Here is a 15,518-nt window from a genome sequence, read left to right on the forward strand (position 1 = left end):
CAGACCGGACCCCCGATCACTTCGATCGGGATTTACCGCAGTAGAGAGAAGAACAACATCATGGCAACTGGAACCGTCAAATGGTTCAACGCCGACAAGGGCTTTGGCTTCATCGCCCCCGACGACGGCACTCCCGACGTGTTTGCGCACTTCAGCGCGATCGCCGGCACGGGCCGTCGCGACCTCAATGAGGGCGAGAAGGTCTCGTACGACGTGACCCAGGGCCCGAAAGGCCCGCAGGCGTCGAACATCACGCAGGGCTGATAGTCCCGCACACCGAACGAACCCCGTCCCCTCTCGAAGGGGGCGGGGTTCTTCCATTCAGCCGGACGTCCAGCTCCGACTGCGAGGATGCATCGTGCAGCGCAACGTGACCGTGACCCTCGACCTCGAGTCCGACGGGCCGGCTCAACTCGCCCTCGCCGTCGCGATCGCCGGCGGGCAAAGGGCCGAGGAACATTTCACGGCGACCCAGTCGGGTGCTGAAATTCCAGTCACGGTGCTCGACGACATCCACGGCGGCCGTCTGCACGTGCTCGACGTGCGATCCGGGCCGGTTCGTGTCGAGTACCTCGCAACGGTGACCGGCCAGGCGGCAGAGGCCGACATCGACGCGATGCAACAGATCCGCTATCTGCGCCCGAGCCGCTACTGCGAGTCCGACATGCTGCGCCCTGTCGCGGTCGCCGAGTTCTCGGGGCTGCGCGGCGCCGAACTGCTCTCCGCTGTCGCGAGTTGGGTCGGCACGCGCGTCGCGTACGTCACCGGCTCGAGTCTGCCGACCGACGGCGCCGTGAGCACGATGCTGTCGCGCCGGGGTGTGTGCCGCGACTTTGCGCACCTCGTCGTCGCCTTCCTGCGCGCTCTGGATGTTCCGGCGCGGGTGGTTGCGGTGTACGCGCCGGGACTCGCGCCGATGGACTTCCACGCCGTCGCCGAGGCCGCGATCGACGGCGTCTGGCACGTGGTCGATGCCACCACGCTCGCCCCGCGGCAGAGCATGGTGCGCATCGCGACGGGTCGAGATGCCGCCGACATCGCGTTTCTGTCGGCGCGTGGCGACCTTCCGGTACGGATCACCGACCTCCAGGTGTTGGCGGTCGTCGACGACCTGCCGCGCGACGACACCCTTCAGTTGGCCGTGCTGCGCTGAACCTGGGAGCCCGCACAACTGCGCGGTCTACCGTTGCGGGATGCTTCCTTGCGCCGCGACGAACCGCGGCTGACACCGTGGGACGTCTGCGGGAACTACTCGACGAGCTGGCAGCTCGCAAGACGGCCGCGACCGCTGCTGCCGATGACCGTGCCACCGACGAGTGGCGCAGCGAAGGCGGCGCCGCGGCCTCGGATCAGCGCGTCGAGGACGACTCCTCGTCGAGATCCGCACCGTCGAGATCCGCACCGTCAACCTCGGCGGGCTTCACCGACTCGGTCTGACCCGCGAAGGTCTTCGACAGCGTGCGGTACGACCGGGTGAGGAACGCGAGCAGCGCGAACACGACCATCGCGAGCCCGGCGAACAGGAACACGATCGCGATGCCGCGCACCTCGCCGTCGCCGAGCAACCACGCCCAGTCCTGAGTTCCGCCGCCCTCGTTCATATACGGGACGATGATGAACTCGGCGATCGGGGCGATCATGAACGCCGTGATCGGGGCCGCCCCCGCCTCGAACGCGGCCGCGAAGCCGAACACCCGGCCTTGCGTGCGGAACGGCACGACCTTCTGGATGACGGTCTGTTCCGACGCTTCGACGGCGGGGATGAGGGTCATGTACATCCAGATGCCCACCGCGTAGAGCAGCCACGACTCGCGGATCGTGAACAGCGCCCCGAGCGCGCCCATGATGATGACGAGGATGAGCAGCGTGCGGATGGGGTTGCGTCCGAGACCGAACTTGGCGACGACGAGCCCACCGATGATGAACCCGGTCGAGGCGACCGCGAATACGACGCCCCACAGTTCGACGGGGAAGAGCTCGAGCCCGTAGGGGTCCATCAGCGCCATGTAGACGCCGCCGATGAGGTTGTTGAAGGTCGAGAACAGGATGAGCGCGAACAGCCCGGGCACGAGCTTGATCGCCCCGAGGGCGCCGCGCACGTCGATGATCGGCGCCTTCTCGATGACCTCGGGCTTGTCTTCGGGAATCGACAGGAACAGCAGGTGCGCGAAGGCGAGGGCGGTGAAGATGATCGCGATCAGCAGGGTCCAGCCCATGCCGAGGATGCCGATCGAGAGGCCCGAGAACACGCTGGTCACCATGAAGGCGAGGCCCTGCACCGTTCCGACGAGGCCGTTGGCGTTGGCGTGTCGCTCGACCGGCACGAGCAACGTCACGGTGGTCGACAACGCGATGTTGCGCATGTACTCGATCACGCCGCCGAACAGGATGATGCCGACGAATAGCCAGAACCACGGACCGCCGTAGTCGAGCAGAACGCTCTCGGGGAAGAGCAGGTAGAGCACGCCCGCGACCAGGAATGCCGCGAGCGAGGTTCCGGTCGCGACGATCATCGCGGTGTGCTTGCGCAACCGGTCGACGATCGTGCCGAACACCATGCCGAACAGGGCGATCAACAGCATGTAGGCACCGCCGATGATGCCGGTCGCGAGTAGCGACCGGGTCTCGAGGTACACCCAGAAGGTGAGACCGAACCAGAGGTAGCTCGTGGTGACGTTGGCGATCGCGGTGTTGACGAGAACGCCGAGGAACGTGCGCATGCCGTTCGGCGGCGGAACGGGGTCGGTGGCGGCCGAAGACGACGACGGCTCAGTCATGTCCACGAGCCTAAGCTCCACCTCCGACACTCGACCAGGCCCGATCGGCAGGTAGCCTGGCCGCCGTGACCGATGCGACCCGGCGTGCCCCGAGCATGTACGACGTCGCGACCCGGGCGGGGGTGTCGCACCAGACGGTGTCGCGCGTGCTCAACGACTTCGCCGGCATCCGCCCCGAAACCCGGGAGCGGGTGCTCGCCGCGATCGCCGACCTCGGCTACCGCCCCAACCGGGCGGCGCGCGCCCTCGTCACGAGCCGCAGCCGGGCGATCGGGGTGCTCGTGCCGGCGACCGCCGACTTCGGTCCGATGAGCAGCCTGCACGCGATCGAGCGTGCCGCCCGCGCCGCCGGCTACCACGCGCTCATCACCAGCACCCTCATCGAGACCGAGGCGGTGCGCGAGAGCCTGCAGTTTCTGCTCGACCAGTCGATCGAGGCGCTCGTCGTGATCGCGCCGTACCGGGTGGTGACCGACGAGCTGGATGCCGTGCCCCCGGGCATCCCGACGGCCCTGCTGCAGACGGGGGATGCCGGCGCGGCCGGGGCGATCGCAGTCGACCAGCGCGCGGGCGCCCGGCTCGCGGCCCGTCACCTGCTCGACATCGGGCACCGCAGCATCCAACAGCTCACCGGCCCCGCCGACTACCTCGAGGCGGTGGCGCGCCGGGATGCCGTCGACGACGAACTCGCCGCCGCCGGAGCGCCGCGGCTCCCCCACCTCACCGGCGACTGGACGGCCGACTCGGGTTATGCCGCCGGCTCGGCCCTCGACCCGGCGACGACGGCGGTGCTCTGCGGCAACGACCAGATGGCGCTCGGCCTCATCCACGCCCTCGCCGATCTCGGCCGCGCCGTGCCGGGCGACGTCAGTGTCGTCGGCTTCGACGACATCCCCGAGTCGGCGCACAGCCTGCCGCCGCTCACGACCGTGCACCAGGATTTCGAGGAGGTCGGACGCCGTGCCGTGAGCGACCTGGTCTCCCGGATCGAGGGGCGCGAGCCCGACCCGGCGACCCCGACCGTCACCCCGACGCTCGTCGTGCGCTCGTCGACTTCGCCGTTTCGGGCTTGACTTTGAATCCGGTCATGTGAGCGATAACATCGCCATACCGTCAAGGAGGATGCGATGAGCGACACCGTCGACGTGGCCATTGCCGCGGTGCGGGCCGACGTCGCCCGGCTGCACGGCGAACTGGTGCGCTACGGCCTCGTGGTCTGGACCGGCGGCAACGTTTCGGGCCGGGTGCCCGGCACCGACTACTTCGTCATCAAGCCGTCCGGCGTCGCCTACGACGACCTGACGCCCGACACCATGATCCTCTGCACCCTCGACGGCGAGGTCGTGCCCGGCACGCCCGGCAGCGAGCGCAGCCCGTCGAGCGACACCGCCGCCCACGCCTACGTCTACCGCGAGATGCCCGAGGTCGGCGGCGTCGTGCACACTCACTCCAGCTACGCCGTCGCCTGGGCCGCCCGGGGCGAAGAGATCCCGTGCGTCATCACCGGCATGGCCGACGAGTTCGGCGGCCCCATCCCTTCGGGACCGTTCGCCGTCATCGGCGACGACTCGATCGGCCGCGGCATCGTCGAGACGCTGCGCGGTCACCGCTCGCGCGCGGTGCTCATGCAGAACCACGGGCCGTTCACGATCGGCGTGACCGCGAAGGATGCCGTGAAGGCCGCCGTAATGTGCGAAGACGCCGCCCGCAGCGTGCACCTCGCCCGGCAGGCGGGGGACCTCATCCCGATCCCCCAGGAGAAGATCGACGCGCTCTACGCGCGCTACCAGAACGTCTACGGACAGCAAGGAGACGAACGGCGATGAGTTCGGTACTCGGCATCGAGCTCGGCTCGACGCGCATCAAGGCGTGTCTGGTGGATGTCGGCGACCCGACGTCCGTGATCGCGAGCGGGTCGCACGAGTGGGAGAACCAGCTCGTCGACGGCGTCTGGACCTACGCCCTCGATGACGTCTGGGCAGGACTGCAAGCGGCCTACGCCGACCTCGTGCGCGACCTCGGCGAGAAGCCGACAGGGTTCGCCGCGATCGGCGTGTCTGCGATGATGCACGGCTACCTCGCCTTCGACGCGTCAGGCGAGCTTCTCGTCCCGTTCCGCACCTGGCGCAACACGAGCACCGGCGAGGCCGCCGCCGAGCTGACCGGACTGTTCGGCGTCAACATCCCGTTGCGCTGGTCGATCGCCCACCTGCACCAGGCGGTGCGGGATGCCGAACCCCATGTGCCGTCGATCGCGGCGGTGAACACCCTTGCCGGGTACGTGCACGAGAAACTCACCGGCCGGCGCCTGCTCGGCATCGGCGACGCCTCGGGAATGTTCCCGATCGACGGCACCGACTACGACGCCGACTTCCTCGCCCGGTACGACCGACTCGCATCGCTGCACGCCCCTCTGAAGTCGCTGCTGCCCGAGGTGCTCGTCGCCGGGCAACCCGCGGGTGAACTCACGGCCGCGGGCGCGGCGCTGCTCGACCCCACCGGCACGCTCCAGCCGGGCGCGGTGTTCTGCCCGCCCGAGGGCGACGCCGGCACGGGCATGGTCGCCACCAACGCCGTCGCTCCGCGCACCGGCAATGTGAGTGCCGGCACGAGCATCTTCGCGATGGTCGTGCTCGAGCAGCCGCTGCAACACGTGCACCACGAACTCGACGTCGTCACGACCCCCGCGGGCGACCCGGTGGCGATGGTGCACTGCAACAACGGCGCGAGTGAACTGGCGGCGTGGGCGAACATGTTCCACCGCTTCGCCGAAGCCGCCGGGCTCGCGATCGACATCGACACCACCTACGACGTGCTCTTCAAAGAGGCCCTCAATGGCGCCGCGGATGCCGGCGGGCTGCTCGCCTACAACCACCTCGCGGGGGAACCGATCGCCGGGCTCACCGAGGGGCGCCCGCTCTTCGTGCGCACCCCCGACAGTCGCCTCAACCTCGCGAACACGATGCGCGCCCACCTCTACGGCGTCTTCGGCACCCTCAGCCTCGGCATGCAGGTGCTGGCCGAGGAGGGCGTGAAACTCGACCGGATGTCGGCGCACGGCGGCATGTTCCGCACCGCGGGCGTCGCGCAGCGCTTCCTCGCCGCCGCCCTCGACGCCCCCGTCGAGGTCGCCGAGAGCGCCGGCGAGGGTGGCGCGTGGGGCGTCGCCGTGCTCGCCGCCTTCACCTCTGACGGTGGCGGCGATCTCGATGCCTATCTCCGAGACCGGGTGTTCGCATCCACCGCGTCCCGCACCGTCCAGCCCGGCGTCGATGACGTCGCGGGCTACGCCGCCTACCTCGACCGCTACCGCGCCGGCCTCGCCGTCGAACGCGCCGCCGTCACCGCCCTCTGACTTTCTGAACACACAGAACCGAAGGAAACCCTCATGAGCCGCTCCATCGTTCCCGACCTGAAGACCAAGACCGTCTGGTTCCTCACCGGCAGCCAGGGCCTGTACGGCGAAGAGACCCTGCGTCAGGTCGCCACCCAGTCGCAGGCGGTCGCAACGGGTCTCGCCGACTCGTCCGACATCCCGGTCACCGTCGTCTGGAAGCCCGTGCTGACCGACAGCGACGCCATCCGCCGCACGATGCTCGAGGTCAACGCCGACGACGACGTCATCGGCGTGATCGCCTGGATGCACACCTTCAGCCCCGCGAAGATGTGGATCGCCGGCCTCGACGCGCTCGCCAAGCCGCTGCTACACCTGCACACCCAGGCGAACGTCGACCTGCCGTGGGGCGAGATCGACTTCGACTTCATGAACCTCAACCAGGCCGCGCACGGCGACCGCGAGTTCGGGTACATCGAGACCCGCCTCGGCATCCCGCGCACCACCGTCGTCGGCCACGTCTCGGACCCCGCCGTCACCGCGCGCGTCGGCGTCTGGTCGCGCGCCGCCGCCGGCCGGGATGCCACCCGCGGCATGCGCGTCGCCCGCTTCGGCGACAACATGCGCTACGTCGCCGTCACCGAGGGTGACAAGACCGAAGCCGAGATCCGCCTCGGCGTCCAGGTCAACACGTGGGGCGTCAACGACCTGGTGGATGCCGCGGCCGGCGTTTCCGAGGCCGCGGTCGACGAGTTGGTGGCCGAGTACCTCGCGGCGTACGACGTCGTACCCGAACTGCTCCAAGGCGGCGAGCGTCACGACGCGCTGCGGGACGGCGCACGCATCGAGGCGGGCCTGCGCGGGTTCCTCGAGGCGGGCGGCTTCCACGCCTTCACCGACTCGTTCGAAGACCTCGGCGGCCTGCGCCAGCTCCCCGGCCTCGCGGTGCAGCGCCTCATGGCCGACGGCTACGGCTTCGGCGCCGAAGGCGACTGGAAGACCGCCGTGCTCGTGCGCACCGCCGCCGTGATGGGCGCCGGTCTACCCGGCGGCGCCTCGCTCATGGAGGACTACACCTATCACCTGGAGCCCGGCAACGAGCTCATCCTCGGCGCCCACATGCTCGAGGTCTCGCCGTCGCTCACGACCGCGAAGCCGCGCCTCGAGATCCACCCGCTCGGCATCGGCGGCAAAGACGACCCGGTGCGACTGGTCTTCACCGCCGACCCCGGCCCGGCTCTGGTTGTGGCGCTCTCGGATGTCCGCGAGCGGTTCCGTCTCGTCGCGAACGTCGTCGACAACGTGCCGCTGCCCGCACCGATGCCGAAGCTGCCAGTCGGTCACGCGGTGTGGAAGCCGCGGCCCGATTTCCGCACCTCGGCATCCGCCTGGCTGCAGGCCGGCGCCGCCCACCACACCGTGATGTCGACGCAGGTGGGGGTCGACGTGTTCCGCGACTTCGCGGCGATGTCGGGGGTCGAGTTGCTCGTCATCGACGAGAACACGACGACCGAGGAGTTCGGCCGCGAACTGCGCTGGAACGCCGCCTACTACCGGCTCGCCCAGGGGCTGTAGATCCCGGGGCCGCCCTGGAGGCGGTGCACATTACCCTCCAGGAGCGCCCGCCGCCGCGTGGGCCCGTGTTCTAGTGGCCCATCTTCGAGTGATCGTGCGCGGCGTGATCGTGCGCGGCGTGATCGTGCGCGGCGGCCTTCGCGGCACGCTCCGACAGCACCTCTCGAGGGCTCGGCAGGGTCGCCGCGGCGGCCACGAAGCGCTCGGGGTCGGCATCGAAGCGCGGACCGCAACCCCCGCAGCACAGCCAGTAGCGCTGACCTTCGTAGTCGCGGTAGAGGCCGGCCTCTTCAGCTTCCTGCTTCACGACGACGTTGGACGGCATGACCGGGCAGACGGAGAGTTCGTCGTCTGCGGCGCTCAGGGCGGCGGGTGACGTGTGGTCGTGATCGTGCGACATTCAGGGCTCCTTACCTGTAAGGGGAAACCGTACCATACATACCCCCCTAGGGTATGTATGGTACGGCTCCGACCTCGGTGCGTCAGTCGACCTCGACGATGCGGCCTTCGCCACCGACGGGGTAGTCGGCGGCGGAGACGACGCCGCCGAGCCCGTCGATGAGGTAGGTCTCGAGCGCCTCCTGGTAGGTGTACGGAAGAACGACGAACGGCACCCCGGCGAGCGGATAGCCGTCCCCGCCACGCAGCGTGAAGTCGTTCGTCACGAACGAGATCGTCGTTGGCGCGGTGGCCGCGAGCTCGCCGCCCGCGACGATGACGGTGCCGTCGTCGAGCGTGATGCTGACGACCCGCTGCCCGACCGGCTGGCTCGCGTCGTAGGTGAAGCTGTAGCCCGCGGCCTGGCCGAAGCGACCGTCCGGCTGCAGCACGTCGCCACTCACCGCGCCGCCCACACCGTGCTCGACGACCGCCACGAACGTCTCGATCGGCAGATCGGGCGCGACGGACACGAAGTTCGGGAACGGCAGTACCGAGTAGGTGGTGAGCAGCGTGACGTTACCCGGCGGGATGACACCGTTGATGCGGATGCCGCCGCCGTTCTGCAGGCCCACGATCGGCGCCGTGATGCCGGCCTCGGCTGCGGCGAGCTGCCCCGCGTACACGAGAGAGTCGGCGACCAGGTCGCCGAGGTTCGTCTCGACGCTGCGCACGTTGTCGCGGATGCCGTCGAGGGGCACCGCGGTCTGCGCGATCACCGTCTCGGCGAGGCCCGCGACGTACGCGGCCACCGGCTGCTCCACGTTCGCGAGAACCGTCGGGTCGGGGTCGACCGCGTCGGGGCCCTGAGCGGCGACGGGGATCGCCCGCGAAAGCTCCTCGTCGAACGAGATGATCTCGCCGTCGCGGTCGAAGGTCACCACGAGGCGGCCGACGTACTGGTAGAGCCCGGTGGTCGTGACGATCGGCACCTCGTCGCCGTCAGCATCCGTCTCGACCACCGGGTAGTCGCCATAGCGGGTCGCGCCGGTCGGCACGATCGGGTCGTCGGCATCCGCGAGCACTTCGCCCCCGCCACCGGCGATGATGATGTCGATGCCGGTCAGCTCGGCCGCAAGCGCCCGCTCGTTGTCGATGTCTTGCAGATGCGAGACGAGGATCACCTTGTCGACCCCAGCCTCGGCGTAGGCGGCCGCCTGGGCATTCGCGATCTCGGCGAGCGCCGGGTCGACGGTGACGTCGCCGAGGCTCGTGAGCTGCGGCAGATCGGGCGTCGTGAGCCCGATGATGCCGATGCGCTCGCCCTTCACCCTCTCGACGTAGCTGGTGACGATCGTGCCGTCTTGCACGCGCCCGAGCAGCTCCGGCTCGGCGTCGAAGCCGAGGTTGTTCGACACGAACGCCGGGTCGGTGCTGACGTCGCCGAGCCAGTCGGCGAGGTAGCCGGGCCCGAGGTCGAAGTCGTGGTTGCCCAGCGCCGACGCGTCGAAGCCCGCGGCCGAGAATGCCTGGGCGTCATAGTTGGCGACGCCGGAGTCCTCGCTGGCGGAGAAGTTCGGCCCGGGCAGGAAGTTGTCGCCGGCCGAGACGGTGATCACGCCGCGCTTGCCCGCGTGACCGGGCGCCGGTCGCCCGCTCGTCGCGCCCTTCTCGAGCTGTTGGAAGAGTTCGACGAACCGAGCGGCCCCGCCGTAACTGCCGCCGTCGGTGCCGGTGATCGGCAGGAGCGCTGACTCCATGTCGTTGGCGTGCAACACCGTGAGGGTGAAATCGGCCTTCGGCGTCGCCGGCGGCCCTGCCATCGCGAGGGTCGGCACGGCGGATGCGGTGGCCGTGAGAGCGGCCGTCGCCGCGGCGAGGAGCACGCGGCGTCGAGATTTCGTGGACATGGATCTCCCAATGCTCGAAGTTGGCGGGACTTCCCGACCCTGTCTGCTGAAGGTTACGAGCAGGTAACGAATACCCCCCGGTCTACCCCCAAACAGGGCACACAGAGTTTACCTTTCAAGGAGACGCTTGCCCCGTCATTCTCGGGAAGGACCCATGATGCGCTCTCCTCAACGCCACCGCCGTGCTGTCACGGCACTCGCCATCGCCGGCACGGTATCCCTCACGGCGGCCCTGCTGCCGGCCCTCGGTGCGAGTGCCGCTCCGCCGACGCAGCCGTTCATCGCCGAACTGCACTACGACAACACGGGCGCCGACGCCGGCGAGTTCGTCGAGGTGCAGATTCCCGCGGGCGGCAGCAGCGCCGGCCTGAGCGTCGTGCTCTACAACGGCTCGAACGGGCAGCTGTACGACACCGATGCCCTCCCTGGCATGACCGTGCCCGCCGATGCTCCCGCCGTCGCGGTCGTCGCCTACGCGGGCACGTTGCAGAACGGGTCGCCCGACGGGGTCGCCCTCGTCTCGAACGGAACCGTGCTCGAATTCCTGTCGTACGAGGGCGCCCTGACAGCCGTCGACGGACCCGCCGCCGGGATGACCAGCACCGATATCGGTGTGGCCGAGACCGGGAGCGACCCCGTCGGGTTCTCGCTGTCGCGCAGCTACGACCCCGGGGCCGACGCGCTCGTCTGGAGCGGCCCGGCGGCGGCGACCCAGGGTGTCGTCAACCCAACCCCGGACCCCGAGGACCCTGAAGATCCGGCCACCTGCGAGGTCTCACCGACCCATGAGATCGGTGCCGTACAAGGCACCGGTGCCGCGACCCCCATCCCGGGCCAGCAGGTCACGCTGCGAGGAGTCGTCGTCGGCGACCTTCCCGGCCTGTCCGGCTTCTATGTGCAGGACCCGGATGGCGACGGCGACACCGCCACCTCCGACGGCATCTTCGTCTTCTCACCCGTCGACGTCGGGCTCGGTGACACCGTCGCGGTCACCGGCGGAGTGAGCGAGACCTTCGCGCAGACCCAGATCACGTCGCAGACCGACGTCGCGGTGTGCATCGACGGCGGCGCAGGCGACCTGCCCGCGGCATCCGCTCTGGATCTCCCGGCCGACGATGCCGCCCGCGAGAGCCTCGAGGGGATGCTCGTCCAACCGGCCGACGCCCTCACGGTGAGCGAGGTCTTCGACCTCACGAGCTTCGGCGAACTCACGTTGAGCGAAGGCGGCCTGCTCGTGCAGCCGACCGAGCTCGCCCGACCAGGAGCGGAAGCGCAACAGATCGCCGCCGAGAACGCCCTGCGCCGCATCCTGCTCGACGACGGCAGCACCGCACGGCTGAACGCCACGACCGCCCCCTACCTCGCGCCGGATGCTCCGGTACGGGTGGGCGATGTCGTCGCCTTCACCGAACCGCTCGTGCTGGGCTTCGGCTTCAGCGCGTGGCGCCTGCAGCCCGCCGATGGCACCGCCGACGGGGTGTTCGCCCCGCAGAACACCCGCCCGGCGACCCCGGACGCGGTGGGCGGCGACCTACGGGTCGCGGCGTTCAACGTCTTGAACTACTTCGTCACCTTTGACCCTGCGGTCGGGCGGGGCGCGCGGAGCGCCGAGCAGTTCGAGTTGCAGGCCGGCAAGATCGTGCCCGCGATCCTCGCCCTCGACGCCGAGGTGGTGGCGCTCATGGAGATCGAAGACACCGACTCCACCGGATACCGCCCCGGAGACGCGGATGCGGCGCTCGCGGATCTCGTCGCACGCCTCAACGCCGCAGAAGGTTCCGGGGCCTGGGCCTACGTGCCCCTGCCCGACGAGCTGTACGCGGTCGACCGCGACGTCATCCGGAACGGCATCATCTACCGATCGGATGTCGTGCAACCCGTCGGCGACTCGGTGGGACTCGTCGATGAGACGGTCTGGGACAACGCCCGCGAACCGATCGCCCAGACGTTCGTGAAGGATGGCGACGCCCTCACCGTCATCGCCAACCACTTCAAGTCCAAGGGCAGCCCTGCCGGGGCGACGGGCGACAACGCCGACAGCGGCGACGGGCAGGCGGCGTGGAACGGCGACCGGGTGCGACAGGCGCAGTCGCTCGCGGAGTTCGCGGCGGGGATCGCCGAGCAGACCGGCGACGCCGACATCCTGCTCATGGGTGACTTCAACGCCTACAGCCGCGAGGATCCGATCGTCGCTCTCGAGGTCGCCGGGTATGTCGACCTCGGGCGCGAGTTCGACCCGGGCCGCTACAGCTACGTGTTCGACGAGCTCTCCGGCTCGCTCGATCACGCCCTCGCCTCCCAGCCGCTCGCCGACAAGGTGACGGATGCCGTGCATTGGAACATCAACGCGGTCGAGTCGTTCGCGTACCAGTACAGCGGCGACCCGGAGCTCTACGCCGCCCACCCCTACCGGTCGAGCGACCACGACCCCGTGATCGTCGGGATCGGCCTCATGGAGCGCTGCGCCGGCCTCGAGCCGACGATCATCGGAACCGACGGCGACGACGCGCTGACCGGCACCAACCGTCCCGACGTGATCATGGGGCTGGGTGGTGACGACGTCATCCGGGGCTTGAACGGAGCCGACGTCATCTGCGGGGGCGCGGGAGACGACCAGATCTCCGGCGGCAACGGCGACGACATCCTGATCGGCGGATTCGGTGCCGATGAGATCGTCGGCGGCAACGGCGACGACGATCTCATCGGCGGCCCGGGTGAGGATCAGCTGGTCCAGGGCCGCGGTCGCGGAGCGGAGACGCAGGGCGGCCCGGAGTCCTAGTCACCGAACGCAGCGTCGTAGACGGCCCGCAGTTCGGGGCTGTCGGTGCCGCTGAGACCGCAACCGCGGACCGTCCCGTCACCCGCCGCGACCAGATAGGACTCGCCCAACTCGAAGGACACGCTGGAGAAGTCACTGTCGATCGCGTCGGGTTGCGTCACCTCGACGCGATCGGCGACCTCGCCTGCGAAACGCTCGGTCACTTCGAGCGTCACGGTGCCACCCTCGACCGCGATCACGCGCGCGGCGAAGGCCTTCTCTTGCGACGACAGGCCTTCAGGGGTCACGGGAAGGCAACTGCCCGTGGTGATCCCGCCGCCGCTCGGGTGGGCGAGCACCTCGGTAGTGGGTGCACCTCCGAGCGCGAGGGGCACGACGATCGCGGCGCCGGCGGCGAGCGCAGCAGCGGCGGCGGCAACTATCCATCCGCGTCGCCTCCGCGCCGGCTGTGCACTGATCGCGCCAGCGGTATCGGTCGAGTCGGTCATCATCTGCTCCATCCTGTGGTCGAGCCACGTCGGGGGAAGGGGAGCGAGATCGCGCGCCGGGTCGACTCGGCGCAGCTGTTCGCGCAGCGGGTGGTCATCGTCGTGCATTCTCGCTCCCTTCCTCTGCCTCGACATGTCCGGCGGGGTGGGCAGATTTCATCAGGCTCTGCGAGTTGAGAAGTTCAGCACGCAGGCGCGCCTTCGCGCGGTGCAGGCGAATCGCTGCCGCGTTCGCGCTGATCCCGAGCACGGTCGCCAGTTGCGGGCTCTCGAGGCCGTCCCAGGCCCAGAGGCGCAGTAGCTCGGCATCGGCAGAGCGCAAGCGCGTGAGGGCGTCGAGCACCGTGTCGGCGTCTCCCGTCTCGTCGGAGGGTGGGTCGTCGATGACGGAGGCGGGCGGGTCGAGTGCGATGATCTTGCCCACAAGCCTGTTCCGGCGCCGTTCGGCGCGCTCCGCGTTGGCCAGCAGGTTGCGCGCCACCACGATCGCCCATGGCACGACTTCGTGGCTCACCGAATCGTCGAACGATCCCCACACCTCATCGAGCCGCCGCCAGCAGACGAGCAACGTCTCATTGAGCACCTCGGCGGCGGTGGCGGGATCGGTTCGACGCGCGAGGTATCGCCGTACCGGCTCGACGACGAGCTCGGCGATTGAGCGGAATCGCTTCTCGCGCTCTGGGTCGGTCACTTGTGTCACGCTTCGGTCTCGAGTCACACCACACACATGTCCGGATGCCGCCGACTCATTTCAATCGGGGAAGCAGAACTTCGGTGGATCGCCGCCCGGAGGGCGGGTGCTTGGGTGGATCGCCGCCCGGAGGGCGGGCATTTTGGTGGAAGTAAGGGGAATACTGTCGAAAAGTGCCCCGCCCTTGCGCCGCATAGTGAGTACCCATCATCTCATCCGACAGCGACCTCTGCTACAGCGTCGCCACGGCCGGAAACTCCCCACTCATCTCCCGCCTTTGAGCGAGGAGAAGCTGGTCATCGCTGAAGCTCGATACGAAGCAGGCGCGACTCTCAAGGCGATTGCTTCAGACCTTGGAATCAGCCGCCAGTCACTTGCGCACCAGCTACGCAAGCGCGGGTTGAAACTCCGAGGCCGTGCTCCTGAGCCGCACGAGGTCGATGAGATGCGTCGCCGATACGAGGCTGGCGACTCGCTTGAAACGGTCGGCAGCAGACTTGGGTTCTCGGCGGGCACAGTGCGCACCTGGCTCATCGACTCAGGAGTCGCAATGCGCGATACCCACGGTCGCAGCAAATAAATCGTCCACTGCACGTGAATACTCCGGGATAGGTCGCCTGTCCGAGCCTAATTAGGCGTGGCCTTGCCAGTCCACTACGACCCGGTCAATGTGCTGAGGTAGCTCGGCAATCCTCTCCTCATCAGTCCAACTTGCGATGAAATCGGGGTCGTTGCTCTTAGGGGCGTCCACAACATCTCGAATACGCACCGCTACTGGCACTCCGGTACTCACCCCGGTAACCAGAGCATGTTGCTGAGCAAGGCCCGGCAGTTGATCGAGAAGGGCACGAGAACTCAGCGCAGTGGCGTGACGAAGCAGTGCTTGATCTGACTCGTGGGTAAGTCTGTGCGCGATTACTGTGCCACACTGCGCAACGACAGTCTCACTCAGCTCACTCGGACGCTGGCTCGCGAGCAGAAGGGATATTCCGAACTTTCTGCCTTCTTTTGCGATGCGTTCGAAGACGGCAGTTGAGCGGCTTCCGCCTCCGTTGCTGTCATGGCGAGCCGGGATGAAGCGGTGTGCTTCTTCGAGCACCAGCAGCAATGGGTGTCTCGCGCGAGGATCACTGCGCACAGCAAAGTCGAAGAGGATACGACCAAGCAGCGCCGTTACGTTCTCAAGTACATCACTGGCGATAAGGCTCAGGTCGAAGATAGTAACCGACGGGCCAGAATCGTGGTTCTTCGTTTGCTCTCGATAATTTGCGGCGGCGGGCCAATCTGATGAATCGTTGTCCTTCGTCGGGTCGGCTCCCATCACTGCACGCAGATAGGTACCAAGGGGGTCATCGTGTTTCTCGACCCTGGTCATGAAGTCGTATCTGCCATCGGCAAGGAGGCGGCTGAGGCGCATCTGCAGTGTCGCGACGTATCCAGCGATCTTGTTGTCATTAGCGGCTCTTCGGACATCCGGTGGGGGTGAGGCTCGCCGGGTGAGTTCGGGCGGGTAGGGGTCGAGGTCCCCGAGGATCAGAAGCGCAAACTCGCTGATCCGATTCGAGGACCTCGACGTGTCTCACCAT

13 protein-coding genes are annotated in these 15,518 nt (G+C 68.3%); 7 read left to right on the top strand and 6 right to left on the bottom strand.

The window, feature by feature from the left end; all coding sequences use genetic code 11:
- The first annotated feature begins 60 nt into the window (after positions 1-60).
- Together WBL06_RS11355 and WBL06_RS11360 are read left to right on the top strand one after the other, a co-directional pair.
- Entirely contained in the window at positions 61-264 is a 204-nt protein-coding gene (locus WBL06_RS11355) for a cold-shock protein (protein WP_424456139.1), read from the top strand.
- Between the two features lie 94 nt (positions 265-358).
- Complete coding sequence (locus WBL06_RS11360) at positions 359-1,153, top strand: transglutaminase-like domain-containing protein (protein WP_424456141.1); 795 nt, start codon at positions 359-361, stop codon at positions 1,151-1,153.
- A gap of 196 nt (positions 1,154-1,349) precedes the next feature.
- Here the strand turns inward: WBL06_RS11360 and WBL06_RS11365 are convergent, their stop codons facing one another.
- Complete coding sequence (locus WBL06_RS11365; RefSeq protein WP_424456143.1) at positions 1,350-2,777, bottom strand: MFS transporter; 1,428 nt, start codon at positions 2,775-2,777, stop codon at positions 1,350-1,352.
- A gap of 65 nt (positions 2,778-2,842) precedes the next feature.
- Here WBL06_RS11365 and WBL06_RS11370 point away from each other — a divergent pair, with 65 nt between their 5' ends.
- From WBL06_RS11370 to araA, 4 genes are read left to right on the top strand one after another with little or no spacing between them, the layout of a single operon-like run.
- A complete protein-coding gene (locus tag WBL06_RS11370) occupies positions 2,843-3,850 on the top strand; it encodes a LacI family DNA-binding transcriptional regulator (protein ID WP_424456145.1) in 1,008 nt (335 codons plus the stop codon).
- A 54-nt stretch (positions 3,851-3,904) separates the two neighbouring features.
- Positions 3,905-4,603, top strand: a complete 699-nt coding sequence (locus tag WBL06_RS11375) for an L-ribulose-5-phosphate 4-epimerase (RefSeq protein WP_424456146.1) — start codon at positions 3,905-3,907, stop codon at positions 4,601-4,603.
- Positions 4,600-6,132: a xylulokinase gene (locus WBL06_RS11380; RefSeq protein WP_424456148.1), complete on the top strand. Its 1,533-nt coding sequence runs from the start codon at positions 4,600-4,602 to the stop codon at positions 6,130-6,132. The genes WBL06_RS11375 and WBL06_RS11380 overlap by 4 nt, the downstream gene beginning before the upstream one ends.
- A gap of 33 nt (positions 6,133-6,165) precedes the next feature.
- On the top strand, positions 6,166-7,686 hold the full coding sequence (gene araA / locus WBL06_RS11385) for an L-arabinose isomerase (protein ID WP_424456150.1): 1,521 nt from the start codon (positions 6,166-6,168) through the stop codon (positions 7,684-7,686).
- A 70-nt stretch (positions 7,687-7,756) separates the two neighbouring features.
- On the opposite strand, the gene WBL06_RS11390 is transcribed toward araA, so the two are convergent.
- Positions 7,757-8,086 (bottom strand): hypothetical protein, encoded by a 330-nt coding sequence (locus WBL06_RS11390; protein WP_424456152.1) that lies wholly within the window; start codon positions 8,084-8,086, stop codon positions 7,757-7,759.
- 82 nt (positions 8,087-8,168) lie between these two features.
- On the bottom strand, positions 8,169-9,974 hold the full coding sequence (locus WBL06_RS11395) for a bifunctional metallophosphatase/5'-nucleotidase (protein WP_424456154.1): 1,806 nt from the start codon (positions 9,972-9,974) through the stop codon (positions 8,169-8,171).
- A 154-nt stretch (positions 9,975-10,128) separates the two neighbouring features.
- On the opposite strand from WBL06_RS11395, the gene WBL06_RS11400 reads away from it, so the two are divergent.
- A complete protein-coding gene (locus tag WBL06_RS11400; RefSeq protein ID WP_424456156.1) occupies positions 10,129-12,753 on the top strand; it encodes an ExeM/NucH family extracellular endonuclease in 2,625 nt (874 codons plus the stop codon).
- Here the strand turns inward: WBL06_RS11400 and WBL06_RS11405 are convergent.
- The 3 genes from WBL06_RS11405 to WBL06_RS11415 form a co-directional block, all read right to left on the bottom strand.
- Positions 12,750-13,349, bottom strand: coding sequence for a hypothetical protein (locus WBL06_RS11405; protein WP_424456158.1), 600 nt, complete (start codon positions 13,347-13,349; stop codon positions 12,750-12,752). The two genes, WBL06_RS11400 and WBL06_RS11405, sit on opposite strands and share 4 nt — an antisense overlap.
- Positions 13,336-13,932: an RNA polymerase sigma factor gene (locus tag WBL06_RS11410; RefSeq protein WP_424456160.1), complete on the bottom strand. Its 597-nt coding sequence runs from the start codon at positions 13,930-13,932 to the stop codon at positions 13,336-13,338. Before WBL06_RS11410 ends, WBL06_RS11405 begins: the two co-directional genes overlap by 14 nt.
- 631 nt (positions 13,933-14,563) lie before the next feature.
- Entirely contained in the window at positions 14,564-15,307 is a 744-nt protein-coding gene (locus tag WBL06_RS11415) for an ATP-binding protein (protein ID WP_424456162.1), read from the bottom strand.
- Positions 15,308-15,518: the final 211 nt, after the last annotated feature.

Source organism: Pseudolysinimonas sp. (assembly GCF_049651805.1).
Classification (GTDB): Bacteria; Actinomycetota; Actinomycetes; order Actinomycetales; family Microbacteriaceae; genus Pseudolysinimonas_A.

Bases quoted from the DNA above. Each gene is read 5' to 3' on its own strand.
- WBL06_RS11415 (WP_424456162.1), bottom strand. From the start codon at position 15,307: ATGACCAGGGTCGAGAAACACGATGACCCCCTTGGTACCTATCTGCGT.
- WBL06_RS11400 (WP_424456156.1), top strand. From the start codon at position 10,129: ATGATGCGCTCTCCTCAACGCCACCGCCGTGCTGTCACGGCACTCGCC.
- WBL06_RS11395 (WP_424456154.1), bottom strand. From the start codon at position 9,974: ATGTCCACGAAATCTCGACGCCGCGTGCTCCTCGCCGCGGCGACGGCC.
- WBL06_RS11365 (WP_424456143.1), bottom strand. From the start codon at position 2,777: ATGACTGAGCCGTCGTCGTCTTCGGCCGCCACCGACCCCGTTCCGCCG.
- WBL06_RS11355 (WP_424456139.1), top strand. From the start codon at position 61: ATGGCAACTGGAACCGTCAAATGGTTCAACGCCGACAAGGGCTTTGGC.
- WBL06_RS11390 (WP_424456152.1), bottom strand. From the start codon at position 8,086: ATGTCGCACGATCACGACCACACGTCACCCGCCGCCCTGAGCGCCGCA.
- WBL06_RS11405 (WP_424456158.1), bottom strand. From the start codon at position 13,349: ATGCACGACGATGACCACCCGCTGCGCGAACAGCTGCGCCGAGTCGAC.
- WBL06_RS11375 (WP_424456146.1), top strand. From the start codon at position 3,905: ATGAGCGACACCGTCGACGTGGCCATTGCCGCGGTGCGGGCCGACGTC.
- WBL06_RS11380 (WP_424456148.1), top strand. From the start codon at position 4,600: ATGAGTTCGGTACTCGGCATCGAGCTCGGCTCGACGCGCATCAAGGCG.
- araA (WP_424456150.1), top strand. From the start codon at position 6,166: ATGAGCCGCTCCATCGTTCCCGACCTGAAGACCAAGACCGTCTGGTTC.